This window comes from Candidatus Pelagibacter sp. HIMB1636 (assembly GCF_052047675.1).
Taxonomy (GTDB): domain Bacteria; phylum Pseudomonadota; class Alphaproteobacteria; order Pelagibacterales; family Pelagibacteraceae; genus Pelagibacter.
In genome coordinates this window covers 257,924-282,614 of sequence record NZ_JBNAJP010000001.1, presented here as the reverse complement: position 1 = coordinate 282,614, position 24,691 = coordinate 257,924, and the positions used below count along the sequence as shown (strand labels likewise).

The following is a 24,691-nucleotide window of genomic DNA, read 5'->3' as shown; positions in this document are numbered from 1 at the left end:
TGGGTTGACTATAATCAACAGCTTGTCCATATTGGGTTTTTTATTATGAAAAAAATACCAAGTATATCTTCAGCTGTTAATGAATCGTATTTGAGAATACTGATAGGTAAAAATTACAACACTTTAAGCCCTATATTTTTTAGATTTGTTTCTGATTGGCTTATTGGTGCATACAGTAACTTTAAGGATATAGACACATACATAATCCTAATATATTTGGTCAATAATGACTTCAAATTTTATAGAGAAAACAACGTTCTTATTGACTTCGAAAGTTTTTATAAAGACAAAACACTAGAAATTGAGGAAATAAAGATCATCAAAATTGCTAAAGACCTTCTAATTCCTAAAGAAAGCGCAAGAAGAAAGGTTGCAGAATTGGAAAAACGAGGAGTAATAAAAAGAAAAAATAAAAAAATTTTTATCGATAGATCTGCATATGAAACTGTAAAACCTATAAAATCTTTAAGACATCTTTCTTTGTTGATTTCAATTTCATCTAAAATTCTAGTGAATGAAAACAAAATTGATAAATTTTATAATCCTGATGAAGTTTCAAAAAAGATTAAAGAACAATTTTCTTTTTGTTGGTACCAATTTTATAAATTTATTTTTGCTTACTATATTAGATGGAAAAAGATGTTTAAAGATTATGAATTGGTATGCATTGGATTATTAGTATTTGCTAACGCTGCAACAAATAAAAGCTTTGGATTAAAAAAATTAACTGCAAAAAAATGGGTAGAAGAGATAAGTGAAGCTGATAGTGTTGGGTTAAATGCTATGTCGATTTCAGATATCACAGGTATACCAAGACCAACGGTTGTTAGAAAACTAAACAAATTAATTAAAGCTGGATGGATGAATTATAATGAAAAAAAATTAATTTCTGTAAATCTGTCTAGAGAGACAAGTATAAGTGGAAAAAAAGAGCAAGAAAAAACTTTAGATATGCTTTCTGAGTTAATTCTTAGAGTTTTAAATCAAATTAAAATTAATTAGATCTCCTTAAAAAAAAGATAAAAATAAATCCAGTTATATACATGATTAATGCATAAGCACCTGTTGGTAATGCATATAAGATATCAGTACCAAATATTTGAGTAGAAACAAAAAGTGCCAAAGTACCATTTTGTAGCCCACATTCTAAAGCTATACATCTCATTTGCTTAACACCTGAAGCAAAAGCTTTTGCGATATAATATGCAATAACCATCATTGATATATTTAAAATTAAGGCAATCAATCCTGCTTGTTTTATAAAAGTTAAAAAACTATCTCTTTCTGAATAAAATGCAGCTACAAAAAAAATAGCAAATAATATGATGTTAAGCTTATTGAATATTTCAACTTTAGAAGATATGAAATTTTCAGCAAACCTTCTAATTATCATTCCTAAAATAACAGGTACCGTTACAACTAAAAACATTTTTATAGCTATACCGCTCATTGAAATATTTTTTGAAACTTCAGTGATTCCAAGTAAATCTGCAGATGTAAATATAATTAATGGAACTGTGATTATGCTCAACAAACTAATTACAGCAGTAAGCGATATTGATAAGGCAACATCTCCATCTGCAAACTTAGTCATCACATTTGAGGTAACTCCTCCAGGAGCTGCTGCTATAATCATTACCCCAATTGCTATTTCTGGAGGCGTTCTTAAAATTATAATTAATAAGTAAGCAACGATAGGAAGAATTATTAATTGGGAAATAAAACCAACAATAAAATCTTTTGGAGATTTGAACACTCTTGAAAAATCTTCAAACTTCAAACCTAAACCTAAGCCTAACATTATTAAAGCCAGGATTATTGGTGCTATTTTAGTTACTATCTCCACAATTTAAACTTACAATGAAATGTTAACTTTTAAAATATAATTTCTATATACATTTATAAATTGTAATATAATTGTAAATAATGCTTTCAAACAAAGAAATTGTCTGTCCAAATAAACTTTTAGATATAGCTCTTAGTAAAAAAGGAGTTAAGGTTGCAGTTGTAAATGCTGGTAAACCTTTACCTATGTTATCTATTCAGGATGCTGTAAATGAAAATCTAATTGAACCAGTTTTTATCGGTCATGAAGTTGAGATACAAAAATGTGCTGAGGAACTTAGTTGGGATATTTCAAAATACGAACTTATTCATGAGCCAGTTGAAAACAATACTGCAAAAATTGCAGCTAAACTTGCTAGTGAAGATAAAGTTAAAATAATTGTTAAAGGACATATTCATACTGACGTTCTTATGAAAGAAGTTTTAAAACGAGAGTATAACTTATTAGGTAAAACTAGATTAAGTCATATCTGGCATATGACAGTTGATAAAGAGGATAAGCCATTAATAATAACTGATGGCGCTTTAAATGTTTTGCCAAATGTTAAAACTAAAATGCATATTCTTAAAAATGTAATAAATTTTTCAAATCGTATAGGAATTGAAAGACCAAAAGTTTCTGTATTGTCTGCAACTGAAGAAGTTTTAGAAAGTGTGCCAAGTTCAATTGAAGCAGCTGAAATAACAAAGCTTGCTAAAGAAGAAAATTTGAATGCAGATGTTTTTGGACCTTTAGCTTTTGATAATAGTATTTCAAAAAAATCTGCTGGTATTAAAGGTATTAAAAATTTAGTTGCAGGAGAAGCTGATGTATTATTAGTACCAAGTGTTGAAACCGGAAATGCCCTAGTTAAAATGATGATTTATTTTATGGGTGCATGTGCTGCAGGAGTTGTGGTGGGAGGAAAAGTCCCGGTTGTAATAACTAGTAGATCAGATGAAGCTCAAGCAAGATTGGCATCTATAGCTGCGGCAGTAGTAGCTTTGGACTAAATGATTAATTGAATTTTATAAGAAATTATCCTAAAAAACTTTAAATTTTAAAAGGAGAGAAATGGCAATTACATACTTAAAGAAATCACCAAAAACATCATCAACTGATGATACAAAAACTAGAGAAATAGTTGAAAATATTCTTAAAGATATTGAGACAAGTAAAGAAGAAGGTTGCAAAGAACTTTCTAAAAAATTTGATAAGTATGAAGGTGAAGTGGTTATCTCTAAAGAAAAAATTGAAGATATTAAAAAAAATTTAGATCAAAAAACTAAAGATGATGTTCAGTTCGCTCATGAAAGAGTGAGAAAATTTGCGGAAGCTCAATTAAAAAATTATGGTCAAGACTTTGAAGTTGAATTGTCTGAAGGTTTATATGCAGGACAAAGATTAATTCCTGTTAATACCGCTGGATGTTATGTACCTGCTGGAAGATATGCTCACATTGCATCTGCAGTAATGAGTGTAACAACTGCAAAAGTAGCTGGAGTTAAAAATATTTTAGTATGTAGCTCTCCAAAACCTAGTGTTGGTGTTCATCCAACTATTGTTTATACTGCCGATCTTTGTGGTGCAGATGTAATTATGAACCTAGGTGGTGTTCAAGCAATAGCTGCAATGACCAATGGTTTATTTGGAAATGCACCAGCTGATATATTGGTAGGTCCTGGAAACCAATTTGTTGCTGAAGCTAAAAGAATTTTATTTGGTAAAGTAGGGATTGATTTATTTGCAGGTCCAACAGAAATAGGAATTATTGCTGATGAAAATGCAGATCCAGAAATCGTTGCAGTAGATTTAGTTGGACAAGCAGAGCATGGATACAATTCACCAGCTTGGCTTTGGACAACAAGTAAAGAATTAGCAGAAAAGGTTATTAAAAGAGTACCTGAGCTTATTGCTGATCTTCCAGAGTTACCAAGAACTAATGCAGAAGCTGCTTGGAGAGATTACGGAGAAGTTGTTCTTTGTGATACAGACGAGGAAATGGCGACAATTAGTGATGAGTACGCACCTGAGCACTTAGAAGTTCAAACTAAAAACTTAGAATGGTTCCACAAAAGATTAAAAAATTACGGTTCTTTATTTATTGGTGAAGAAACAACTGTTGCTTATGGTGATAAATGTTCAGGAACAAATCATATTCTTCCAACTAAAGGTGCTGGAAGATATACGGGTGGTTTGTTTGTTGGTAAATTTATCAAAACTTTAAGTTTCCAAAGAATGACAAAAGAATCTACTGAACTTGTTGGAGCAGCTGCTGCTAGACTTTCAAGATATGAAGGAATGGAAGCTCATGCAAGAACTGGTGATGTTAGATTGAAAAAATACGGTTACTAAACAATTTATTAAATAGGATTTAACATGAAAAAATTTGAAGAAGTAATGAGCGTCAGCAATGAAATAGAAAACATCACTGCTGAAGAGGCAAAGAAGAAATTAAACGATCCTAACGTTCAATTCATTGATGTTAGAGATAAAGAAAGTTTTTCTAAAGGTACTATTGGAAATGCAATGCATTTAGATAGAGGTTTGCTAGAATTTTATTTAGCTGAAGGAAGTCCTATTGAAAACGATACTTTTAAAAATAATCCTGACAAAGAATATGTTGTATTTTGTGGTTTAGGAGGACAAGGAACTCTTGCTACAAAAACAATGAAAGAAATGGGAATTAAGAACGTTAAAAATATTACAGGCGGTATGTCTGAGTGGGATAAGTTAAAAGATTAGTCCTTAATTAACTCTAAAACATCAATTCCTATTTGCTTAAGTATATGTATTAAGTCTATAGGCACCCAATTTTCTCTAATTTTACCTTCGTGGTGATGGTAAAAATCCATTACTCTCATAGTAACGTTTTGATTATCAGATTTATATCCTAACCAATCATCTGATCCATAGACTGCTTGTATGCTATGCCAGCCAGCAGTCATTGAAAAGTTTCCGTCACCAAGTTCACAGTAATGTCCTAATTTCCAATAATTTCTTTCTTTAAAAGTTTTTCTAAATGGTAACTGATGGTTGTCGACAAATCCCTCTAAGTTTCTTCCAGTACCAATTCCACTTGGCCCATACCATATCATTTTATCATGCCAAAATTCACTTTGTGGATGATTAATTAATTTATCTTTTAATTCTTCATCTGAATTAGTTTCTAACTCTGGCTTTATGTTCAAGCTCCTTTGCATCGTTAAAGATTGGTCTAAACTTTCTTCAGAAACCTTCATATCTTTTTCAAAATAATTTACACCATCGATATTAATTGGATTTAGCCAATTTCCCTCTGAACCTCTTGAAGGTTTGATTGGATTTTTTCCTGTTTGAAATATCAAATCTAATAAATCAATTAGAATATAACTCTCTACAATTTTATCATTTTTCAATTCATGGACTTCACAGCATTTAAGATTTACCATTTTATTAATTGGCTTTATTCCAAAAATAGGTTTTTTGAATGTGCCTGAAAGCATAGATACTGATCCAACTTGAACTTTATCTCTAAATGTACCTCCAATAACTATCTGTTCTCTTCTCTCAATGTCTGGAAAAGCTTCAAATAGAGGTAGCCAAAATTTTTCTTTAAAATTATTTACACCCTCAAATTCATTAACAGGGTGAAAACAATTAACTTTTACATCTTTATCAAAATAATTTTCTATATTTTGATCTAATTTAGATATTCCACCTTCTATGATTGTTTTTAAGTAGCTTCTTACTTTTGTTTTATTATTAAAATTTTCTTCAGGTGTAATTTCAATTTTTTTTACACCCTGCTGTTCTTTTAAACCTGTATCAAATTGTTGTATTGGCATTTATTTTAATTTAAGTAGGGTTAATATCATAATTCAATTAGAAAAACATATGGAAAATAGGTTAGCAAAATTTAATGAGCTGGTTCCAAGCACTCTACCCTTTGTGGAAGGAAAACTTGAAGGTCACAAAGAAAGAAAAAATTATTCTATAGTTGGACCTGGTGTAGCTGAAGATAGTAAACAATTTATAAAAATTGCTATACCTCATAGTTTTAATTTAGGTGCTGTGTCAGCACTTCCCCAAAATGGTTCGGGCTTACATAGTCACACAACTGCAGAAGTATTTGTTATTTATTCTGGTAGATGGAGATTTTATTGGGGAGCAGAAGGAAAAGATGAAACAATTTTGAATGCTGGTGACATAATTTCAATGCCAACTAATATGTTTAGAGCATTTGAAAACGCAGGTGACGAAGAAGGACTAATTTTTGTTGTTTTAGGTGGAGATGATCCTGGAATAATAACTTGGGTTCCAAGTGTTTTAGAAAAAGCAAAAAAAACTGGTATGGCACTATTAAATGATAATTCATTAATTGATTTATCTGTTAATCAAATTCCAGACGGAAAAACAATTCTCGAGCCTATTTCTCAAGAGGAAATAAAAAAATTTGATAACTATAAATTGGATCAACTAGAAAAGTTTATATGTAAAAGTAATGAAAATTCAAAACATGAAAACAAACTCAATGAGAATGTTAATTTAATTCAAATTCTTGGAAGCAAATTTGAAAAAAAAGAGTTCTCTCCAGTAATAAATCAAGATACAGGATTTAACCTTTCAATTTTAAAATCCAGTAAAGGCTATATTAATAATTTAAAATTTGAAAAACCTACAATAATGTTCTCAAGAACTGGAAAATGGGAAATTATGATTGATGATTTTAAGTGTGTTTTAAATGCTAAAGACACAATTTCTATTCCAATTAATTCAAAAGTTAATATTAAAATAGATGAAAATGAGGACAGTTACTTAAATTGTGTAACACAAATCTAATGAAAGGTTTTGATCCAAAATATAAAAACTTTCCTGATTACATACTAAAAATAACTAAACAAATTTGGGAAAATAAAGATGTTGAGTCTATTGGTCAATTTTATAGTGATAATATTCCAGTTAGATCACCATTTGGTGTCACCTATGGAAACAAACCTGTAATCGATGCTACTTATGCGACCTTAAAAGAATTTCCTAACAGACAATTGCTTGGTGAAGATGTGATTTGGAATGGAAATGATGATATCGGTTATCATTCATCTCATAGAATTTTAAGTAAAGGAACACATCTTGGTGATGGTTCATACGGCAAACCAACTGGTAAAGATATTTATTACAGAGTAATTGCTGATTGTGCATGCAAAAATAATCAAGTCTATGATGAATGGATTGTTCGTGATCAAGGTGCAATGGTAAGACAAATAGGATTTACACCAAAAGATTTTGCTCAAATGCTTATAGATAAAGAAGGCGGTGTTGAAAAAGCAAAACAATTATTTAATTCAAATTCTGAGATGAATTCAGATTACAAGCAAGGCGTTGTACCTAATGATTCTGCTGGAGGTAAATACTCCAAAATATTAAAAAATATCTTTAAAGATGATTATGATTTTTCCGATTATGCAAGAGCTGCAACTATTTATTGGCCTGGAAACAAAATCGGACATGGGAGAGAGGATATAATCAAATTTTGGAATGCTTTAAAAGATACTTTGAGTGATATGAAGTTTTCTGTTGAGCACATTGGTTATTTAGAAGAAGCAGATAAAAATCCTAGAACATCAATAAGATGGTTTCTAGAAGGTAAACATTCTAAAGACACTGAAGAATTTGGAGAAAAATCAAATCAAAATATTTTTATAATGGGTATAAACCATGCAGAAATAATTGATGGAAATGTTATAAGAGAATGGGTTTTGTTTGATGAGGTTGCAATTTGGAAACAAATTTTAATGAAATAAATTATGAGTAAAATTAAAACAACACATGTAGGAAGTTTGCCAAGATCAAATGAATTATCTGATCTTTTATTTAAGAAAGATCAAAAAGAAAAAATAGATTTAAATCAATTTGATGAAATTGTTCAAAGAGATGTAGATAATATTGTTAAAAAACAAATAGAAGTTGGAATTGACTATATTAGTGACGGTGAAATGTCTAAGATTAGCTATGCAACTTATGTTAAAGATAGAATTGATGGCTTTTCAGGAGAAAGTGAAAGAAAAGCACCAAAAGATTTAGACGACTTTCCATCTTTTAAAGAAAGAATTGCAAGAACAGGTGGTACTCCTACTTACACACGACCTTGCTGTACAAGTGAATTAAAAATTAAAGATAAAACTTCCCTAACAAAAGATATAAATAATTTTAAACAAGCTTTAGAAAAAAATAATCATAAAGATGCGTTCATGAATGCTGCTTCTCCAGGAGTTATTTCAGCTTTCTTACCCAATAAATTTTATAAAAATGATGATGAATATTTAGAAAATTTATCTAACCTGATGAAAGATGAATATGAAGAAATTACATCAAATGGATTAAAACTTCAGTTAGATTGTCCAGATTTAGCTCTTGCAAGACACATGACTTTTAAAGATTTATCAGAAGAAGAATTTTTAAGAAGAGCAGAAAAACAAATAGAATGTTTAAATAACGCTATTAGCAATATAGATAGCTCCAAGATAAGAATGCACATTTGCTGGGGAAATTATGAAGGACCCCATTTGCATGACATTGCGCTAGAAAAAATTATGCCTATAGCTTTAAAGGCTAATATACAAACTTATTTAATTGAGTCGTCAAATCCAAGACATTCTCATGAGTGGCAAATTTTTGAAAATTTAAAAATCCCAAACGACAAAATAATTGCTCCTGGAGTAATCGACTCAACCACAAACTTTGTCGAACATCCCGAGGTTGTAAAAAATAGACTTGTAACTTATTCAAAAGTTGTTGAGAAAGATCAACTGGTTGCTGGAACAGATTGTGGTTTTAGTACCTTTGCTGGCTTTGGAAATGTTGATGAAAATATTGTTTATAAGAAGCTAGAGTCTTTGGTGCATGGCGCAGAACTTGCGTCAAAAGTGATTTAATTACCTCTTTAATTTAAACTTCTTAATAGATATAGTTTTTGAACTTAAATTATAATTTAACAACAAATATAAAGAGAGAAAACATATGAGAAAAATACTAGTTACTTTATTGTTTTTACTTTTTGGAACTTCTGCTAATGCAGATTGTAACATTAAAAGTGGTTCAATAAATATTTTGGCTAATGATTTTCCTGCATTAAGAACTTTCGTTGAAACTTCTAAACAATGTAAAGGAAGTGCAGATTTTAAAGTGACTCATTCATCTGAGCACAATAAAATCGCAGTGCCAGCTCTTACTGCAAATCCATCTGAATTTTCAGCTAGAATTGCAGCAAACAGTTCAATCGTTCCTTTAATGAACCAAGACTTAATAAGACCTTTAGATGATCTTGTTAAAAAATATGGAAAAGGAATTCAAGACTCTCAATTGATCACAATTGATGGAAAAGTAATGGCTGTAGCATTTATGGCTAACACTCAACACTTATACTATAGAGAAGATGTTTTAAAAGATCTTGGTATAGCTGTTCCAAAAACATATGAAGAGGTAGTTGCTGCTTCTGAAAAAATTAGAGCTTCAGGAAAAATGCAATATCCATATGCTGCTGCTTACAAAGCAGGTTGGAACTTAGCAGAAGAGTTTGTGAACATGTACATTGGTCATGGTGGTGAATTCTTTAAGTCTGGAAGTGCAGAACCAAATGTAAATAATGCAAAAGGTGTTGCTACTTTAAACATGCTAAAAAAATTATCTGAATTAAGTAACCCAGATTATTTAACACATGATAGTGAAGCTATTAAAGTTGAATGGGAAGCTGGAAATGTTGCTTTAATGACATTATGGGCTTCTAGATCAGGTACACTTTTAGATGATGAAGGTGATGCTAATATTACTAAGGCTACAAAACTAACAGGTCCAGCTACTGTTGCTGGTGGAAATATCCCAGCTGCAACTTTATGGTGGGATGGATTCACACTTGCAAAAAATAGACCTGATGCTGATGCTGAAGCAACATTTAGAGCTTTGGCGCACGCTGCATCAAACAAGAAAATGGTTGCTGATGCTGCTGACCAAGCTGTTTGGTTGGTAGAAGGATTTGTTCCAGGACCAAAATCTATTGGTGTAATTGAAGCTGTAAAAATGGGTGCAAAACCATATCCAATGTTACCACAAATGGGTTTAATGCATGGTGCATTAGGAAGTGAGATTGTTGAGTTTTTACAAGGTAAAGAGTCAGCTGAACAAGCATTAAAAGATGTTGAAGCTGCTTACACTAGTAAAGCTAAAGAACAAGGCTTTCTATAAAATCTAATATTTAAGTGGGGACTTGATCCCCACTTAACAAAAATTTTCAATGCCTAATAAAACTTTTTTTTGGTTTTTTTTACCAACAGGATTAGCAATGATCCTTTTTATTGGGCTTCCTATCATTTCTACTGGAGTTCAATCTTTTTACGCTCAGCATGATCAAGTAGTTAAAGAGGTTAAAAAATGTGATCCATTTGGCTGCACTGTTTCAATTGTAGTCGATAATGAAGCAACTACTAAAATAAGAAAAGCAAAACCTCTTGGAAAATTTAATGGTTTTGGGACGTATATAGATAGAAACCATTTAGCTACAGAAGAAATAAAAAAATTTTGGAATGAAACAGAAACTTTTGGTGAATTTGTTGATCAAGTAACTAATCTACCATTTTATAAAGCGCTAATATTCACATTAACTTATTGTATATTTGTGACCCCAAATGTTTTGTTATTGGGTTTTATTATTGCTTTGAGTTTAAACGCAATCTCAAGAAAAATTAGAGGTCCTTTAATCTTTGGTACTATTTTGCCAATGATTGTAACTCCATTAGTTGGGTCTTTAGTATTATTCTGGATGATAGACTCTCAAGGAATAATAGGAGCCAACATTCAAAATTTAATGAATGATCCATATTTATCTTTGAAATCCTCTAAAACTCTCACATGGATAACAATTATTATATATGGAATTTGGCATCACTCCCCTTTTGCATTCGTAGTTTTTTATGCTGCACTTCAAACTGTCCCTCAAGAACCTATTGAAGCTGCAATTATTGATGGTGCTTCAAGATTTCAAAGAATAAAACATATTGTGCTACCTCATATCTACCCGGTAGTAACATTTGTTGCATTAATATCATTGATGGATAATTTTAGAGTTTTTGAACCAATTATAGGTTTTAGTGCTGAAGGTAGTGCGCAATCTCTTTCATGGTTAATTTACGATAACCTAGTAAATGAAGAAGTGATTTTGTTTGGTTCTGCTGCAGCGACATCAATGATGACAATCATCGGCATAGCAATTTTGCTTGCCCCTGTATTAGTTAGAACATGGAAAGAATTTAAAACTGCGAGATAAATATGGATTACGGTTTAGATAAAAAATCAAATACTTTGAAAACATTTAATACCATATTTATTATTTCTTGGTTGTTAGTTGCATGTTTTCCATTCATCTGGACTTTTTGGGGATCATTTAAAGTAAGAGCAGACTTTTTTTCAAGGTCAGACTGGTGGTATGCAATTTCAGCTTTCAATACATTAATTGAAACTGGTGAAAAATTTACAACAAATGCTTATCATGAAGCTTGGTTTGAAGGTGAGTTTTGGAAAGCATCAAAGAATACTATTATCGTTACTGTGTTTGTTGTTAGTATTTCATTATTTTTAGGAACTTTAGGAGCGTACGCTCTTTCAAGATCAACTGAAAAATATGCATTTTGGATTTTAATGGCAGCTTTAATCTTTAGAGCCATGCCACATATAACTCTAGTCTCGGGTTATCTATTTCCTTTTTTTGAATTACAAATATGGGGAATACTGCCAACAACTATTGTAGTTTTAGTTGCTATTAATCAACCATTTACTTTATGGTTACTCTATTCATTCTTTAAAACAATTCCAAAAGAGCTTGATGAAAGTGCGTTGATTGATGGATGTTCATATTTTCAAGCATTTAGACATATCATAATGCCAGTGATGTGGCCTGGAGTTATTACTGCTGGATTATTTAGTTTAATGCTTGCTTATAATGACTTTACGGTAACAGCTTTACTACTTAATCAAGAAAATCATACGATGGTTCCAAAGATACAAAGTTATTTAGGAACTAACCAACATGAGGGTAATCTAATGTGGGCAGTTTCAGCAGTAGTTTCTGCAACGGCACCATTATTTATGTTAGTCATGTTCTTCCAGAGACAAGTTATCAGTGGTTTAACTACTGGAGCTGTAAAAGGTTGAAGAAAAATTACAAAGCCTTGTTGTTCGGTTCTATTGGAACCTTAGTTGAAACATCAGAAATTCAGAGAAAATCCTTTAATGAAGCATTTAAAAAAAATGGATTGGATTGGTATTGGACTAAAAAAGAATATATCAAACTTCTAAATAAATCAGGTGGTAGAGATAGAATAACAGAATATGCGATAAAAAAAGGTATTAAAGTTAATGCTAAGCAATTAAGAGACCTAAAAACTAAACTATTCAATAATTACTTAAAGAAAAATCATTTAAAATTACGACCGGGTGTTAAAAATATAATTAATCTTTGTATTAAAGAAAAAATTAAATTAGCTTTTGTAACCTCTACCTCAAAAAATAATATTAATTCTATTCTTTTATCATTAAGAAAATCAATTAGTCAAAAAAACTTTAATTTTATTGGAAATTCAAAATTGGTTAAAAATTTAAAACCAAATCCAGACATATATCTTCTTGCATTAAAAAAGCTTAAATTAAAACCTAAGGAATGTTTGGCTATTGAAGATTCTCAAGAAAGTTTAAATTCAGCAGTTAAAGCAAAAATTAAATGCATAATTTTTCCAGGAAAGTTTCACTTAAATAAAAAGTTTAAGAACGCTTTTAAAAAATTAGAAAAATTAAGTAAAAATATTATTTTGAGATAAAATCATTTACCAGATTATTAAATATATCTGGTTCTTCTAAGTGAACATTGTGACTGCAATTTTCAAATATTTCTAGTCGACTATTTTTAATATTTTTATTTAACGTGTCGACCTGTTCAAAATTGTAAGAGATATCTTTATCACCCCATATAATTAAGGTGTCATTTTTAATGTTTTTTAAATTATCAATACCTCTCCAATTTTTCATTGCAAGCAAGGCGTTATCAGCAGTTTCTAATGAAACATTTTTAACTGCATTAGCACATAAAAAATAATTTTTATCTTTATCTCCTTTTACAAACCATTTAGGAGGAACTCTTGAAAATGATACTTCAGCACCTTCTTTCTTAAGTTTTTCTCTAGTTTCGTCCATAGTTTCAAATCTGCCAGGGATATCTCCAATAGATCCTGTTGCAAAACAGATTAATTTATTAACTCTATCACCAATTAATTTTGTTATTTCTTGAACAATCATTCCGCCCATTGAATGTCCAATTAAATTAAATTTTTCGATTTTTTTTTCATCTAGTATTTCAATTATTTTTTTTGCCATCGCATTAATAGAATTTAATGATTGCACATTATGACTTTCACCAAAACCAGGAAGTGCAGGAGCAATAACTCTAAATTTTTTTGAAAAGTAATCTTTTTGAAAGCACCACATCTCTGAGGAGCCTAAATATCCATGTACTAAAACAAATGGAAAACCTTCACCTTTATCATCTACAAAAATATTACTCATAAAAGCTTAATTATCATTTCCTTTAAAATAAACAAAACTAAAAAACTCATAAAAGCTATGATGAATATATTTATTACCTGCCATATTTTTTTGTCATTAGCATACTTGGAAAGATAATTTGATAAATATCCCAAAATAAAGAAAAACAAAAATGAAGCAAAAGATGCGCCTATCGCAAATGAAAGTTTTTGATTTAATAAGTAGTTCTTAGAAAAATTTCCAAGAATAAAAACTGTATCTGAGTAAACATGTGGATTTAAATATGTGAACCCTAAAGTTTTTAAGAAAATATTTAACTTTGATATTGCACTAACATTACTTTGAAAATTAACCTCTTTGTAATGAGTTTTTATTTTTGAGTAAATAAAATGAATTAAAAAAACCACTAAAAGAAGGTTAAAAATAAATTCTACTATTGAATTAAAAAATTGATTAAAAAAATGAAATAAAAAAATTCCAATAAAAATTAATATTAAATCTGAAACAGAGCAAACTAAACAAACTAAAAATACATGCTGTTTTTTTAAACCTTGTTCAATTACAAAAATGTTTTGAGCACCAATTGCTAAAATTAAACTTAGGCCAGTAAAAAAACCTAACAGTGCGTATTCCATTGATTTTTCTTAAACTCGTTTTCTACCCTGAACAACTCTATCAAGAATAAGAGCTACAAATAATATTGCTACTCCTGCTAAAATACCTTGTCCTACATTAGCGTACTGAAGTGCTTCTAATACATCTTGACCTAAACCTTTGGCACCGATTAATGATGCAACAACTACCATTGCTAAACTTAACATAACTGTTTGGTTAACACCTGCTAATATAGATGGAGTTGCTAATGGTAAATCTACTTTTCTAAGCAAGTACCATTTAGATGCGCCATAAGCGATTGCAGCTTCCCTAATTGTTTCAGGCACTCCTCTTAAACCAAGAACTGTTAGCCTAACTACAGGTGTTCCACCAAATATCATTGTAATAATAACTGCTGCAACTTTTCCAGTTCCAAAAAATGCTATTACAGGAATCATGAATACGAAAGCAGGCATTGTTTGCATGAAATCCATAATTGGTCTGATCATTGAATAAAATCTTTGTCTCCTTGCACAAAAAATTCCAAGAGGAATACCAATTACAATACTTAATACTGCTGCTGTTCCTAAAAGAGCTAATGTTGTCATAGCTTTAACCCAGAAACCTAAAAATCCCATGTAACACAAAAATCCTGCTGAATATATTGCAGCTCTAGGTCCTGCCGCTAATCCAGTTAAGGTTACAATGGTTGTAATAATTACTATCCAAGGAGTTTTTACAAAAAGTAACTCTAAGAAATCTAGTACTGATCTAATACCTATGGTAATTGCTGTAAATAACGCATCTCCTTTCAATACTGCATAATCAAAGATTGTTTCTACCCATTTTATTGATGTTAACCTGATATCTGGATGAGTTGGAAAATCATCCATTAATGAAATTACACCAGGAAAACTATAATGCACTACAGAAAAAAACATAATAACTGCAGCAAACATTGTACTTGAGACAAAATTCTTAACTTGCATTCCAGGTCTTAGAGTTTTGTCTGATAACCATTCTGAATATCTTTTTTCTAATATCGAGTTGGCTAGTATTCCTTGAACAACTTTAACGGCAATTAATAACCCAATACCAAAAATTGTAATCCAAATAGCTGATGCCTCAATCCTTGCTACTTCATCTATGTAACCTTGCATTGCATCTTCTAGTGATTTGATATTTCTTTTATAAACCTCAACTTTGTCTGGATTATTTGTAATAGCTGCTTCTAACTGTTTGTTTCTAAAAGCTATAGTTGACTCAACTTGTTTAATTTTTTCTACAGCTTCTTTAGTAATATTACCAAACAAACCTCTAATAATTTGAACAACTGAAAACGTCTCTATAATTAAGAAAGCTAAAGCCCAATTCCAAATATTTCTCATTCCAAACCAAATAGGTCCTAGAATTCCAGCATACAAATTGAATGAAAATGAAAAAGAAGGTTTGCTACCAATTTTTTGAAATTCTTTAATATAATATTCAGGATTAGATTTTACAAAATCTGTAATTAATTCTGATCTAGTTGGATTGTGTATTTGTTTATTCTCCATCTCCACCCTCTATAACCGCTTTTAAAAGATCTGATTGTGTTAACACACCAACATTATTTTGATTATTATCTTTAACTAACAATGGTCCTTCACTAGATTTTGATAACTCAATGAGCTTGCTTAATAATTCATTCTCTCCAACACTTTTGTTGTTTTCATTTAATTTTCCATTAGCACTCTCGTAACTCTCAATAGATTGCATGATTGTTTTTGCTTGAACAACTTTAAGTCTTGAAATTCCTTTTACAAAGTCAGCAACATATTCGTCTGCAGGACTTACAACTATTTCTTCAGGTGTACCTATTTGGATTACTTTTCCATCTCTCATAATAGCAATTCTGTGTCCTACTCTTACTGCTTCATCTAAATCATGAGTAATAAATACTGTAGTTTTTTTCATTTGTTTTGAGAGTTTGATGAATTCAGCCTGAAGCTGTCTTCTAATCAGTGGATCTAATGCGCTAAAAGGTTCGTCCATTAACAGAAACTCTGGATCAGCTGCTAGTGCTCTTGCAAGACCTACCCTTTGTTGCATTCCTCCAGATAGTTCGTGAGCAAACTTATTACCCCAACCTTGTAGCTCTACAATTTCTAAAATTTTATTTGCAGCGTCTAATCTATCATTTTTGCTTACACCTCTTATCTCAAGCGGCATTGCAATGTTATCAACAACAGATCTATGAGGCATGAGTGCAAAGTTTTGGAAAACCATCCCTATTTTTTTATTTCTTAATTCTTGAAGGTTTTCTCTGTCTAAGGCCATTACATCCTGACCATTGATTAAAATTTTCCCTGATGTTGGTTCTAAAAGTCTATTAATATGCCTTACTAATGTAGATTTTCCACTTCCAGAAAGCCCCATAACACAGAATATTTCACCTTGTTTAACATCAAATGAAACATCTGAAACTCCAATAACTGAGTTGTAATTTTCTAAGGCTTCTGTTTTTGAAATTTTTTTATTTTGGATTGCATCTAATGCTTCTTTAGAAGTATTACCAAATACTTTCCAAACATTTTGAATTTGTATTGCTGAACTCGATGAATCCATTTTTGTCTTTTATTATAGGAAAATATACTCGGCAATCTTAAATTGCCGAGTATAGATTTTGATTTAGATTATAGTCCTAACCAACTGTCTACAGTTGATTTATTTGCTTCCATCCAAGCTCTTGCTACATCAGCTGGATCTTTTTTCTCAACTGAAACTGCATATGCCATTGCAGAAACATCATCAGCTGTTAATTGAAAATTCTTAAAGAATTCTACAATTGCTGGTGATTGACTCTCTAAAGAAGTAGCCCAACCGATTTGGATTTGCTTAAGAGCATCTTTTGATGCAACATAAGATTTCTTGTACCAGTCAGCATCTGCTTTAGGTTGAATCATTTTATATTTTGCAGGATCATATTTTGGTTCTGTTAACATTACTACGTCAGCCATTCCCCAAATTGCATGAGGCTTGTAACAATAGAATGCATAACCTTCACCTTTTTTGATTGAGTCTAGTACTCTTGCATTTTTAACTGCTTCAGCAGCTCTAACTGCTTCGATACCAGCATCATATAAACCATAGTCTCTTAATTTAACCTGGTTAACATTTGCAGAAGCCCAACCATCAGCACCAATCCAAAATTCACCTTTACCATTTCCATCGCTGTCCATTGCTTTAACAACTTCTGGTCTAGCTAAGTCTTCAATAGCTGTAATATTCATTTTTTTTGCAAACTGTTGGGAAACACAGTAACCTTGGTTTCCTTCATATGGTTTGCTGCTTAATTTTAAAGTTCCTTTTGGAACTAAATCATTAGTGTAAGCTTCTTGGTTTGGTAACCAAATATCAGGGTGAACATCGATTTCACCTTTTCCTCTGTCAATTGCTGCATAAATTGCAGTATTGTTCCCAGGAACTAATTCTGCTTCACCACCCATTTTGTCTATAACTACTGCAGCAAGTAAGTTTGCAATTGCAGTTGCACCTGTCCAACCTGGATCTCCAATTTTAACTTTTTCTGCGTTTGCAGAGAAAATTGATAAAATTGAAATTAATCCAGCTACAAGTGTAGATTTGATTATTTTCATTATCTCTCCTTAATTATTTATAAATAAAGTCTAACGCGAATTAAGAGAAGGTGTCAAAGAAAATAAGTATCTAAAAATTAGATGTATTTTTACTATTCTGGGTTAGATGTAAGAGTTTTAATCTCTAGTATATTTTCGTTAGGGTCTTTTACAAAGAATGTTTCTTGTTCATACTTTGTGCCTTTAAATCTTAGGTATGGTTCGTCATAATATTTAGTGCCACTATCTTTTAATCTTTGTTTGAGTGCATCAAAATCTTTTCTAGATAAGTGTACACCAAAATGGGGTACAGACACATTTCCCATGTCCACATCATGTCTTTCGTTATCTAATTTATGATCACTTTTATGAAGTGTTAATTCATTACCCCAAAAGTCAACATCAGCCCACTCTTGTGCAGAATTATCCAATCTACATCCTAAAGTTTCACTGTAAAATTTTTTTGCGACCTCTAGATCACCACAAGGTATAGCTAAATGAAAACAATTAGTGTTTTTGTACATAATTAATCTTTAATAACAGAATATAATGACTATATAAGCCACTTATTAAAATTTCAAGTGAGCATAAAATACAATGAATGATTATTTACAATCGATAATTGATAGAGATCCTGCAGCAAAATCAAAGCTTAGTTTGATTTTAACCTATCCAGGTGTCAAAGCAGTATTCTTTCATAGAATAGCAAACTTTTTTAGTACTGCTAAATTTTATCTAGTTGCAAGAATCATTTCTCAATTTTCAAGATTCTTAACTGGAATTGAAATTCATCCTAATGCAAAAATTGGAAAAAATTTATTTATAGATCATGGTATGGGAGTTGTGATTGGTGAAACTTCAGATATTGGTGATAATGTTACTATCTACCATATGGTTACATTGGGTGGAATTGCACCAAGTATAAATGCAAATGATCAAAGAAATATGAAGAGACATCCAACAATTAAAGATGAAGTGGTTATTGGATCAGGAGCACAAGTACTAGGTCCGGTAACTGTTGGACGATGTGCAAAAATTGGTGCAAACGCTGTAATTACAAAAGATGTTCCTGAGAATGCTGTTATGGTTGGAATTCCCGCTAAGAATGTTGGAATAGCTGATAGTGAATTTAAACCTTACGGAATTACCCCTGATAGTGATAAAAAATCAGAAAATGAATAATACGCAAAACGATTTTATTTCTGGGATTGGAAATACTCCACTTATAAAACTTAGAGCTGCATCAGAGATTACTGGTTGTAATATTTATGGTAAGGCAGAATTTTTAAATCCAGGCGGATCTGTAAAAGATAGAGCTGCACTTGCATTAATTAAAGATGCACAAGAAAAAAAATTAATCTCTAAAGGTGGAACCGTTGTTGAAGGTACAGCTGGTAACACTGGAATTGGATTAGGTCTTTTAGGAAATTCTTTAGGTTACAAAACGATTATTGTAATGAACGACAATCAAACTCAGGAAAAAAAAGATTTACTTAGAAACCTTGGTGCTGAGTTAAGATTAGTTGAACCAAAGCCTTATAAAGATGACAATAACTTTGTAAAGGTTGCTGCAAGACTTGCAGATGAATTAAGACCTTCAAATAACAATGGAGTTATTTGGGCTAATCAATTTGATAATACTGCAAATGCAAAAGGTCATTATGAGGGAACAGGTCAAGAGATCTGGGAACAGACAGATGGTAAGGTAGATGGTTTTGTGTGTTCATCTGGAACTGGTGGTACCATTTCGGGTGTAAGTAATGCATTAAAAGAAAAGAATAAAGATATCAAAATTTACCTTTCAGACCCCAAAGGTTCTGCTCTTTATAATTATATAAAGAATGGAGAGTTAAAATCTGAAGGAGGATCTATAACAGAGGGAATTGGTTCAAGTAGAGTTACAGCAAACTTTGGTGAGGCTAAAATTGATGATGCTTACTCTATTGATGACCATGAAGCTTTACCTATTCTTTATGATTTAATTCAAAATGAAGGTCTAAGTTTAGGAACTAGTTGTGGAATAAATATTGCTGGAGCTATTAGAATGGGAAAAGAATTAGGACCTGGTAAAACCATCGTTACAATCCTTTGTGACAGAAGCGATAAATATGCAACTAAAATGTTCAATAAAAAATTCTTAGAAGAAAAAGGTCTACCAATACCTAGTTGGTTTTAGATATAAATCTTATCTGCTAATCCGTAACAAAGTATTGCACTTAACAAAGTTAGAATACCTGGTGCAATAATTCCTTCATTAGATGTTTGTGGTGTGTGACCGAGCTTATTGATTTTAATATTATATATACCAACAATAAAAGCTGAAAGGTTTTGTAAAAACACTAAATTAAAAAATGCCCATGTTCCTTGAAGACCATCAGGTCTAATAAAGCCAACCCATATTGCCATCGCAACAGCACCTATAAACAAAGAACCAAAAAATCTGGTCATTCCAGCACCAGTATCATCAATACCGAACTTATCTAAAAATTTCTTTGTAGCGAAAACGGTTTGATATGCATAAACAGCAAAAACAATAAAATGTACTAAAAATACAATTAAATAAAAAATTCCATTAAATTTTTCGATCATATTAAAACCCTATCAAATTTTATCATCAGATAAAACAACATAATCAGCAATTTTTGTGCTCCTTAATTGCATAACTGACGCGCGTTATAAACACGAGAGACTTTGTCATGAATATGTAACAGTCTTCGATTACTTATAATTAATAATTAAAAAGAAAGATAAAATGAAAAAAATAATAATAATTTTGATGCTTAGTTTATTTACTACAATTGCTAACGCTGACGGCCATGCAAAAGCAAATGCGTTTGCTATTACTTTGAAAGTTCCAGCTAGTGATGTTGCTAAAGTCGAAGAAATGTTAAAAACGCACCATAAATGGATGAAAGAAACTCATCCAATGACCGGTGAAAAAAAATTAAATTCATATTCAGTTATCAAAGGACCTGAATGGAATAATCCTGCAGATCCTTCACAAGGTATGACTGGAAATATGTATTTTATTTTAACTGAGTATTATGAAAATCCTGCTGGTTTTCAAAATCACCAAGAGCTTGGAAGCAAATGGCCAATGATACAAGAATTTCAAAAAATGCTATTTAGTTATGTTGTGGGATATACTTTTCCCGGAACAACTGTTGTTACAATAAAATAAATAGAAGAAAATTATGAAAAAAATAATAGTGATTTTATTCAGTGTTTTATTTCTGACCTCTGCATATGCGGATATGTCTGATAGTGACAAGAATAGAGCTTGGGAATGTAGTGGTATTTATATGGCTAACTATTTCTTGCCAATTGGTGAAACATTTGAATATAGTATGAAAGAAAAATCTATGGCATCAGTTAAAGTTTTAAAAGCTTATGCCCTAGAAGTTGGAGTCCCTGAAAAGCAATGGGATGAAGGAGTAAACAAAGCTGTTGATAAGTTTTATGGATCTAAATTTGATAAGGCTAAAACTAACGCTTGTCATGACTTTATAAATTCAACAGTACCTAATGGAGAAGATAGAGTTAAGAAAGTAGTTCAAACTCTATATTAATAAAAGATAAAGATAAGGGAAAAAAAATGAAAGATATATTGGTAGTAGGAAAATTAAAAGAAGGATGCTTTGAAAAGTTTATGGGCTTTATGCAATCAGATGAAGGTATGGTTGAAAGAAAAAAAGTAGCTGATGTTACTAAAACAATAGCTAGTGTTTCACCTGATAAATCAACAGTAATGTTTAAAATTGTAGTTCATGACATGGCAGCACTTCATTCATTTATGGATGGGTCAAACCCAGTTTCAAAACCTGTATTTGATGAAGTAATGGATGGTTATGAAATTTACGAATTAGCTAAAGTATAAAAAGAACAGAGACTCCACATTTTGGATTATCTCTGTTAGACTTTAATTATTAAATTAAGCAACAGGAGAAAAAATGTCTAAATTTTATATTATTGGAAAGATTAGTCGTGATCTTGCTTTAAGAATGCAAAGTGATCCTAATGCAGACAGAGGAGCAGCTATCAAAGCTATTTGTGATACTGTTGGAGTAAAGTTTCATAGTTATGAGTGGGTTCGAGGAAGATTTGATGTAATCAATGTTATTGAAGGAGATTACGAAAGTGTTCTTGGAATGAAAGTTGCAATTATGAACGCAGGTTTAATGGAAGATATTATGATTCATGAAGTATTTGATTATAATAAAACTTTTAACAAAGCTGCAGATGCTGGAAAAAACTTTAAAAAACCTGGCGAATAAAAGAAAGGAATAAATGTCTATCTTAGAAAAATATAGTGCCGCATTAAAAAATAAAGACGAAGCAGCGATGAATGAGCTTTTGCATGATGATTTTAAATTTACAATGCATAAATCAGGAAATGTTTTAACAAAAGTTGATGTTATCAAATGGGCAATGAGTGGTGATATCAATCAAGATAAAGTTAGAATTGTTTACGAGAATGATGAAATTGGAATTCATCATGCTTTTGTTACATTTAACGATGGAAATGTTGAGGCTGTAATGGCAGTTTATAAATATGACAATGGAAAAATTGTTAGTTTAGAAACTGGTGCTACTCCAATGCCTAAATAATTATATATATTTAGCGAGATTTCATTTAATATTATTAAATGAGTCTCGCTACTTCATACTTGTTCTTAGGTGTTGCTGTATTCCTAGGAGTTACATCAAATAGTTTTGCTAAAAGTGCTGAAGGTTTTACTCTTCTCTTCCCAAGTATAATTACCGCAATTACAATTGTATTGTGCATGTATGCGCTTTCCTTGGTGATGAAAAATATACCAATGGGTATCACTTACGCTTCATTTGCAGGATTAACAATCATTGCAACAGTTATAGTGGGTGTAATTAAATATAATCAAGTTCCAAATCTTTACTCCATGATCGGACTAGTATTTATAATTATTGGAGTTTTAATGGTTAATTTTTTAGGAAGTAAATAATATGAAACCTCTTATAGGATATTTGTTTTTAGCTAACGGTATAATTTTTGGAATAGCTTCAAACAGTTTTGCTAAAATTTCTGAAGGTTTTACAAAGCTAACTCCTTCAATTTTATGTATCCTGTTTATGTGTATTACAATGTTTTCAATTGCAAAAGCTATGCATGCAATACCTGTTGGATTTGCTTATTCAATTTATAGTGGCTTAACAGTAACAGGTGTTGTTCTTTTCGCTGTATTAAAATTTAACCAAGTTCCTAATGTTTATGGGATAATTGGAATTGCTTTAATTATTATTGGCGTAGTAATGGTTAATTACTTAGGTCGATTAAATTGATATTTTTTTAAAATGTCTGGAAGTTGATAACTTCCATCTTCATTTAAAGATAGTTCATATTCATTAACAACAGTAGTTGTATCTAATGGAGAATATAAATGTGGGTACATATCACCATTTGATGCTTGTTCCCAAAGTAAGTGTTCAAGTTTAAAAGCATTTACTCTAAGCAAAACAAGGTTTTCTTTATTTGGAAAATGTTTTTTTAAGGTTTCCTCGACCTGATCTTCTTCTGAGAAATGAATATAGCCATCTTTAATATCTTTTTCAGATCCACCATAAGTTCCAGATTGCTTAGCTTTTTGCCATTCTTCTTTATCTATAACTTTAAAAATAAATTCTAAATTCATTTTACCAGGAAGAGTTTGGTCCTTTTAAAAATTCCAGCTCTTCTTCAGTAGACTCTCTTCCTAAAATTTCATTTCTATGTGGATATCTATGAAACTGTCTAATTGCTTTAGTGTGGTCTTGCCAAAATTTTTTAATCTTATTGTAGCCTTCATGTTCCCTTAAATATTTATTTAATAAGTAATAAGCCATTTCATGATCACTAATTTCTTCACTGTGAATTAAAGGTAAAAGCATAAAGAATCTTTGATCAACATTCATAGCTTCTAAATATCCAGAATACACTGCATCATTTACTATCAATCTAGTTTTTTGATCTTGAGCAAATGCTTTTTTATTATCTCTAAATATATTTCTTGAAAATTGATCAAACAAAATTACTAAAGCTAAACAGCTCATGGGATTATCCTGCCAATCATCATATTCATTTTGACAAGCAAGTTCGTAATCATTTAAAAAATTATCTTTTATCTTTTGATCAAATTTATCTTCCTTCTTAAATCTCATCTCAAAAGGAGTTTCTTTAAACCAGAAATCTAAAATTGATTGCGCTCGTTCTGGTATCATTCAGCTAAAGGTTTTAATAATTTTAATATTTGTTTATGATTTGCTTTATTATTTGAGACAATAATATTTCCTCCTACCACAGGATTTCTATTACCCCACGTAGTTACTATGGCCCCACTTGCTCTCACTATTGGCATTATTGGATGAATGTCCCAAATCTTGTTTGCACACTGTGCAACCATTTCAAGTCTGCCTTCAGCTAGTTGACAATATGTTAAAGCATCAAAACATGGAAATTGCATTCGTTTAATAAATTTTTGAATTTTGGATTGTTGTTTTAAAGTTAATTGATTATGAAAAGCTGCAGCTAACTTCGAATTTGCAAAATTTAATTTAGAATTAACTTTTAGTTTTCTTTTTTTATTATTTTCAAAAACGTATGCAGTGTTTTTGTTTACATTTAAGTAATATTTTTTCATTTTAGGGAAATTTGCTAATCCTAAAATTGGCTCCCCATTATAATTTAATGAAATCAAATTACTCCAACTAGGATTTCCAACAACATATGATCTAGTTCCATCAATTGGGTCTATTACCCATGAAAATTCACTTTTAGTATTTTTGTGACCGTATTCCTCACCTATAATTTGATGATCTGGAAATCTTTTAGAAATTTTGGACCTTATAAACTTTTCAAAAGCTTTGTCAGATGTAGTTACTGGATCATAACCTTTGCCTTTCATTTTATTGGTTATCTTGAATGGCTTATCTAACTTAGCATAATAAAATTTTGTTAGATCTTTTGCTAACTGGTTTAAAAAACTTGAAAATACTGGATATTTTTTTGTATCAAAATTATTCACAAAGAACTCTTACTATTTAATTTATATTGATTAAAGTTAAATTTTAAATAATGCTC

Annotated in this window: 32 protein-coding genes; 20 read left to right on the top strand and 12 right to left on the bottom strand. The window is 30.9% G+C overall.

Annotated features, from left to right (window positions below; translation table 11 throughout):
• The first annotated feature begins 45 nt into the window (after positions 1 to 45).
• The gene (locus ACTTA6_RS01465; protein ID WP_440680354.1) at positions 46 to 1,002 is read left to right on the top strand and encodes a MarR family transcriptional regulator; all 957 of its coding nucleotides are present in this window, start codon (positions 46 to 48) and stop codon (positions 1,000 to 1,002) included.
• Here ACTTA6_RS01465 and ACTTA6_RS01460 read toward each other — a convergent pair.
• Positions 995 to 1,846 (bottom strand): bile acid:sodium symporter family protein, encoded by an 852-nt coding sequence (locus tag ACTTA6_RS01460; RefSeq protein ID WP_440618259.1) that lies wholly within the window; start codon positions 1,844 to 1,846, stop codon positions 995 to 997. The two genes, ACTTA6_RS01465 and ACTTA6_RS01460, sit on opposite strands and share 8 nt — an antisense overlap.
• An 80-nt stretch (positions 1,847 to 1,926) precedes the next feature.
• Here ACTTA6_RS01460 and ACTTA6_RS01455 point away from each other — a divergent pair, with 80 nt between their 5' ends.
• The 3 genes from ACTTA6_RS01455 to ACTTA6_RS01445 all read left to right on the top strand — a co-directional run bounded on the left by ACTTA6_RS01455 (position 1,927) and on the right by ACTTA6_RS01445 (position 4,570).
• A complete protein-coding gene (locus ACTTA6_RS01455) occupies positions 1,927 to 2,838 on the top strand; it encodes a bifunctional enoyl-CoA hydratase/phosphate acetyltransferase (RefSeq protein ID WP_440618258.1) in 912 nt (303 codons plus the stop codon).
• A gap of 61 nt (positions 2,839 to 2,899) precedes the next feature.
• The gene (hisD, locus tag ACTTA6_RS01450; protein WP_440618257.1) at positions 2,900 to 4,180 is read left to right on the top strand and encodes a histidinol dehydrogenase; all 1,281 of its coding nucleotides are present in this window, start codon (positions 2,900 to 2,902) and stop codon (positions 4,178 to 4,180) included.
• Between the two features lie 24 nt (positions 4,181 to 4,204).
• Entirely contained in the window at positions 4,205 to 4,570 is a 366-nt protein-coding gene (locus ACTTA6_RS01445; RefSeq protein WP_075505893.1) for a rhodanese-like domain-containing protein, read from the top strand.
• On the opposite strand, the gene ACTTA6_RS01440 is transcribed toward ACTTA6_RS01445, so the two are convergent.
• Complete coding sequence (locus ACTTA6_RS01440) at positions 4,567 to 5,652, bottom strand: ester cyclase (protein ID WP_440618256.1); 1,086 nt, start codon at positions 5,650 to 5,652, stop codon at positions 4,567 to 4,569. The two genes, ACTTA6_RS01445 and ACTTA6_RS01440, sit on opposite strands and share 4 nt — an antisense overlap.
• A 49-nt stretch (positions 5,653 to 5,701) precedes the next feature.
• Between ACTTA6_RS01440 and ACTTA6_RS01435 the strand changes: the two genes are divergently transcribed.
• The 7 genes from ACTTA6_RS01435 (at position 5,702) to ACTTA6_RS01405 (ending at position 12,669) form a co-directional block, all read left to right on the top strand.
• Entirely contained in the window at positions 5,702 to 6,646 is a 945-nt protein-coding gene (locus ACTTA6_RS01435; protein WP_440680353.1) for a cupin domain-containing protein, read from the top strand.
• A complete protein-coding gene (locus ACTTA6_RS01430; RefSeq protein ID WP_440680352.1) occupies positions 6,646 to 7,608 on the top strand; it encodes an ester cyclase in 963 nt (320 codons plus the stop codon). Before ACTTA6_RS01435 ends, ACTTA6_RS01430 begins: the two co-directional genes overlap by 1 nt.
• 3 nt (positions 7,609 to 7,611) lie before the next feature.
• Positions 7,612 to 8,739 (top strand): cobalamin-independent methionine synthase II family protein, encoded by a 1,128-nt coding sequence (locus ACTTA6_RS01425; RefSeq protein WP_440652299.1) that lies wholly within the window; start codon positions 7,612 to 7,614, stop codon positions 8,737 to 8,739.
• An 85-nt stretch (positions 8,740 to 8,824) separates the two neighbouring features.
• Complete coding sequence (locus ACTTA6_RS01420; protein ID WP_440680351.1) at positions 8,825 to 10,045, top strand: ABC transporter substrate-binding protein; 1,221 nt, start codon at positions 8,825 to 8,827, stop codon at positions 10,043 to 10,045.
• Between the two features lie 49 nt (positions 10,046 to 10,094).
• Positions 10,095 to 11,123, top strand: coding sequence for a carbohydrate ABC transporter permease (locus ACTTA6_RS01415; protein WP_440680350.1), 1,029 nt, complete (start codon positions 10,095 to 10,097; stop codon positions 11,121 to 11,123).
• 2 nt (positions 11,124 to 11,125) lie between these two features.
• The gene (locus tag ACTTA6_RS01410; protein ID WP_440618252.1) at positions 11,126 to 12,007 is read left to right on the top strand and encodes a carbohydrate ABC transporter permease; all 882 of its coding nucleotides are present in this window, start codon (positions 11,126 to 11,128) and stop codon (positions 12,005 to 12,007) included.
• A complete protein-coding gene (locus tag ACTTA6_RS01405; RefSeq protein ID WP_440680349.1) occupies positions 12,004 to 12,669 on the top strand; it encodes an HAD-IA family hydrolase in 666 nt (221 codons plus the stop codon). Before ACTTA6_RS01410 ends, ACTTA6_RS01405 begins: the two co-directional genes overlap by 4 nt.
• Here ACTTA6_RS01405 and ACTTA6_RS01400 read toward each other — a convergent pair.
• From ACTTA6_RS01400 to ACTTA6_RS01375, 6 genes are all read right to left on the bottom strand, one after another.
• A complete protein-coding gene (locus tag ACTTA6_RS01400) occupies positions 12,656 to 13,411 on the bottom strand; it encodes an alpha/beta fold hydrolase (RefSeq protein ID WP_440680348.1) in 756 nt (251 codons plus the stop codon). The genes ACTTA6_RS01405 and ACTTA6_RS01400 overlap by 14 nt on opposite strands.
• Complete coding sequence (locus tag ACTTA6_RS01395) at positions 13,408 to 14,025, bottom strand: LysE/ArgO family amino acid transporter (protein WP_440680347.1); 618 nt, start codon at positions 14,023 to 14,025, stop codon at positions 13,408 to 13,410. The genes ACTTA6_RS01400 and ACTTA6_RS01395 overlap by 4 nt, the downstream gene beginning before the upstream one ends.
• 9 nt (positions 14,026 to 14,034) lie before the next feature.
• Positions 14,035 to 15,540, bottom strand: a complete 1,506-nt coding sequence (locus ACTTA6_RS01390; protein WP_440634446.1) for an ABC transporter permease — start codon at positions 15,538 to 15,540, stop codon at positions 14,035 to 14,037.
• Positions 15,530 to 16,591, bottom strand: a complete 1,062-nt coding sequence (locus ACTTA6_RS01385; protein ID WP_440680346.1) for a quaternary amine ABC transporter ATP-binding protein — start codon at positions 16,589 to 16,591, stop codon at positions 15,530 to 15,532. Before ACTTA6_RS01385 ends, ACTTA6_RS01390 begins: the two co-directional genes overlap by 11 nt.
• A 68-nt stretch (positions 16,592 to 16,659) precedes the next feature.
• Positions 16,660 to 17,622, bottom strand: coding sequence for an ABC transporter substrate-binding protein (locus ACTTA6_RS01380; protein ID WP_440614188.1), 963 nt, complete (start codon positions 17,620 to 17,622; stop codon positions 16,660 to 16,662).
• 92 nt (positions 17,623 to 17,714) lie between these two features.
• The gene (locus ACTTA6_RS01375) at positions 17,715 to 18,125 is read right to left on the bottom strand and encodes a VOC family protein (RefSeq protein ID WP_145595791.1); all 411 of its coding nucleotides are present in this window, start codon (positions 18,123 to 18,125) and stop codon (positions 17,715 to 17,717) included.
• 73 nt (positions 18,126 to 18,198) lie between these two features.
• Between ACTTA6_RS01375 and epsC the strand changes: the two genes are divergently transcribed.
• Both epsC and ACTTA6_RS01365 read left to right on the top strand, forming a co-directional pair.
• The gene (gene epsC, locus ACTTA6_RS01370) at positions 18,199 to 18,783 is read left to right on the top strand and encodes a serine O-acetyltransferase EpsC (RefSeq protein ID WP_440614187.1); all 585 of its coding nucleotides are present in this window, start codon (positions 18,199 to 18,201) and stop codon (positions 18,781 to 18,783) included.
• On the top strand, positions 18,776 to 19,777 hold the full coding sequence (locus tag ACTTA6_RS01365; protein WP_440614186.1) for a cysteine synthase A: 1,002 nt from the start codon (positions 18,776 to 18,778) through the stop codon (positions 19,775 to 19,777). Before epsC ends, ACTTA6_RS01365 begins: the two co-directional genes overlap by 8 nt.
• Here ACTTA6_RS01365 and ACTTA6_RS01360 read toward each other — a convergent pair.
• Positions 19,774 to 20,190 (bottom strand): hypothetical protein, encoded by a 417-nt coding sequence (locus tag ACTTA6_RS01360; RefSeq protein ID WP_440614185.1) that lies wholly within the window; start codon positions 20,188 to 20,190, stop codon positions 19,774 to 19,776. The genes ACTTA6_RS01365 and ACTTA6_RS01360 overlap by 4 nt on opposite strands.
• A 163-nt stretch (positions 20,191 to 20,353) precedes the next feature.
• On the opposite strand from ACTTA6_RS01360, the gene ACTTA6_RS01355 reads away from it, so the two are divergent.
• The 7 genes from ACTTA6_RS01355 to ACTTA6_RS01325 all read left to right on the top strand — a co-directional run bounded on the left by ACTTA6_RS01355 (position 20,354) and on the right by ACTTA6_RS01325 (position 22,917).
• Entirely contained in the window at positions 20,354 to 20,782 is a 429-nt protein-coding gene (locus tag ACTTA6_RS01355; protein WP_440614184.1) for a hypothetical protein, read from the top strand.
• 13 nt (positions 20,783 to 20,795) lie between these two features.
• The gene (locus ACTTA6_RS01350) at positions 20,796 to 21,170 is read left to right on the top strand and encodes a hypothetical protein (RefSeq protein ID WP_440614183.1); all 375 of its coding nucleotides are present in this window, start codon (positions 20,796 to 20,798) and stop codon (positions 21,168 to 21,170) included.
• Positions 21,171 to 21,196: 26 nt separating this feature from the next.
• Entirely contained in the window at positions 21,197 to 21,478 is a 282-nt protein-coding gene (locus ACTTA6_RS01345) for a hypothetical protein (protein ID WP_440614182.1), read from the top strand.
• Between the two features lie 73 nt (positions 21,479 to 21,551).
• Complete coding sequence (locus ACTTA6_RS01340) at positions 21,552 to 21,875, top strand: GYD domain-containing protein (RefSeq protein WP_075505873.1); 324 nt, start codon at positions 21,552 to 21,554, stop codon at positions 21,873 to 21,875.
• A gap of 13 nt (positions 21,876 to 21,888) precedes the next feature.
• Positions 21,889 to 22,209, top strand: coding sequence for a nuclear transport factor 2 family protein (locus tag ACTTA6_RS01335; protein ID WP_440614181.1), 321 nt, complete (start codon positions 21,889 to 21,891; stop codon positions 22,207 to 22,209).
• A gap of 38 nt (positions 22,210 to 22,247) precedes the next feature.
• A complete protein-coding gene (locus ACTTA6_RS01330; RefSeq protein ID WP_440614180.1) occupies positions 22,248 to 22,580 on the top strand; it encodes a DMT family transporter in 333 nt (110 codons plus the stop codon).
• A 1-nt stretch (position 22,581) separates the two neighbouring features.
• Positions 22,582 to 22,917: a DMT family transporter gene (locus ACTTA6_RS01325; protein ID WP_440614179.1), complete on the top strand. Its 336-nt coding sequence runs from the start codon at positions 22,582 to 22,584 to the stop codon at positions 22,915 to 22,917.
• Here the strand turns inward: ACTTA6_RS01325 and ACTTA6_RS01320 are convergent.
• The 3 genes from ACTTA6_RS01320 to ACTTA6_RS01310 are packed head-to-tail and all read right to left on the bottom strand — an operon-like array spanning position 22,896 to position 24,635.
• The gene (locus ACTTA6_RS01320) at positions 22,896 to 23,267 is read right to left on the bottom strand and encodes a DUF952 domain-containing protein (protein ID WP_440614178.1); all 372 of its coding nucleotides are present in this window, start codon (positions 23,265 to 23,267) and stop codon (positions 22,896 to 22,898) included. The genes ACTTA6_RS01325 and ACTTA6_RS01320 overlap by 22 nt on opposite strands.
• A gap of 1 nt (position 23,268) precedes the next feature.
• The gene (locus ACTTA6_RS01315) at positions 23,269 to 23,832 is read right to left on the bottom strand and encodes a DUF924 family protein (protein WP_440614177.1); all 564 of its coding nucleotides are present in this window, start codon (positions 23,830 to 23,832) and stop codon (positions 23,269 to 23,271) included.
• A complete protein-coding gene (locus tag ACTTA6_RS01310) occupies positions 23,829 to 24,635 on the bottom strand; it encodes an inositol monophosphatase family protein (protein WP_262590483.1) in 807 nt (268 codons plus the stop codon). Before ACTTA6_RS01310 ends, ACTTA6_RS01315 begins: the two co-directional genes overlap by 4 nt.
• Positions 24,636 to 24,691: the final 56 nt, after the last annotated feature.